General features: G+C 78.4%; 2 protein-coding genes. Both read right to left on the bottom strand.

Going from position 1 to position 869, the window contains the following annotated elements; all coding sequences use genetic code 11:
• Positions 1 to 199: type II secretion system protein (locus ACVMLK_RS21150; RefSeq protein WP_457487558.1), on the bottom strand; the 199-nt coding region annotated here is incomplete at its 3' end.
• An 8-nt stretch (positions 200 to 207) separates the two neighbouring features.
• Positions 208 to 681 carry a type II secretion system major pseudopilin GspG gene (gene gspG, locus ACVMLK_RS21155; RefSeq protein WP_198366629.1) on the bottom strand — a complete coding sequence of 158 codons (474 nt, stop codon included), beginning with the start codon at positions 679 to 681 and terminating at the stop codon, positions 208 to 210.
• Positions 682 to 869: the final 188 nt, after the last annotated feature.

The raw sequence follows: 869 nt of genomic DNA on the forward strand, positions 1-869 counted from the left end.
TCTCGCGCCCGCTCCGCCGCGCCTCGGCGCGTGCCTCGCGCAGCAGCGCCGCCGCCTGCCGGGCGGTGTCGCGCAGCAGCGCGCCCTGCCCGGCGCCCCACAGGCGCGGCACGGCGCTGGCCGCCAGGCCCAGGATCAGCAGCACCACCATCGTCTCCACCAGGGTGAAGCCGGGCGCGGCGGGGGCGGGGCGGGGCATGGCGCGCCCTACCAGCTCGTCACGTCGCGATCCTCGCCCTGGCCGCCGGCGCGGTCGTCGGCGCCCAGGGTGAAGAGATCGTAGGCCCCGTGCTCGCCAGGGGCGCGATAGCGGTAGGGGCGGCCCCAGGGGTCCATCAGGTGCTCCGCCTTGCGGACATAGGGTCCGTTCCATCGCTCCGAGCCGGAGGGCGCCTGCACCAGCGCTGCCAGCCCCTCCTCCCGGCTGGGGTAGCGGCCGGTGTCGAGGCGGAACAGGTCCACCGCCGTGGACAGGCCCTGGAGCTGCAACCGCGCCGCGTCGTGCCGGGCGCCGCCCAGGTAGCGCATCGCCTGCGGGGCGGCGATCGAGGCCAGCAGGCCCAGGATGACCAGCACCACCAGCAGCTCGACCAGGGTGAAGCCGGGCCGGGCGGCCCGCCGGAGGCGCGCGGGAACGACCCGCCGGCGGCGCGCGGGGATCGGGAGGGGGGACGGGGTCATGGCAGGGCGTCCTTCATTCGCCGGTTCCGGGCGGGCGCCGGGCGCCGCCCTCGCCGTCGATCAGCAGCAGCAGCGGCTGCCGCGCCAGGCTTCCGGGCTGGCCGGGGCCGGCCAGGCGCAGCCGCGGCAGGGCGCCCGGCTCGAAGCCCTCCGGCGCCTCCAGCACCGCCGCCAGCCCCTCGCGGGTC

This window comes from Teichococcus aerofrigidensis, assembly GCF_054073225.1.

Bases quoted from the DNA above. Each gene is read 5' to 3' on its own strand.
- gspG (WP_198366629.1), bottom strand. From the start codon at position 681: ATGACCCCGTCCCCCCTCCCGATCCCCGCGCGCCGCCGGCGGGTCGTT.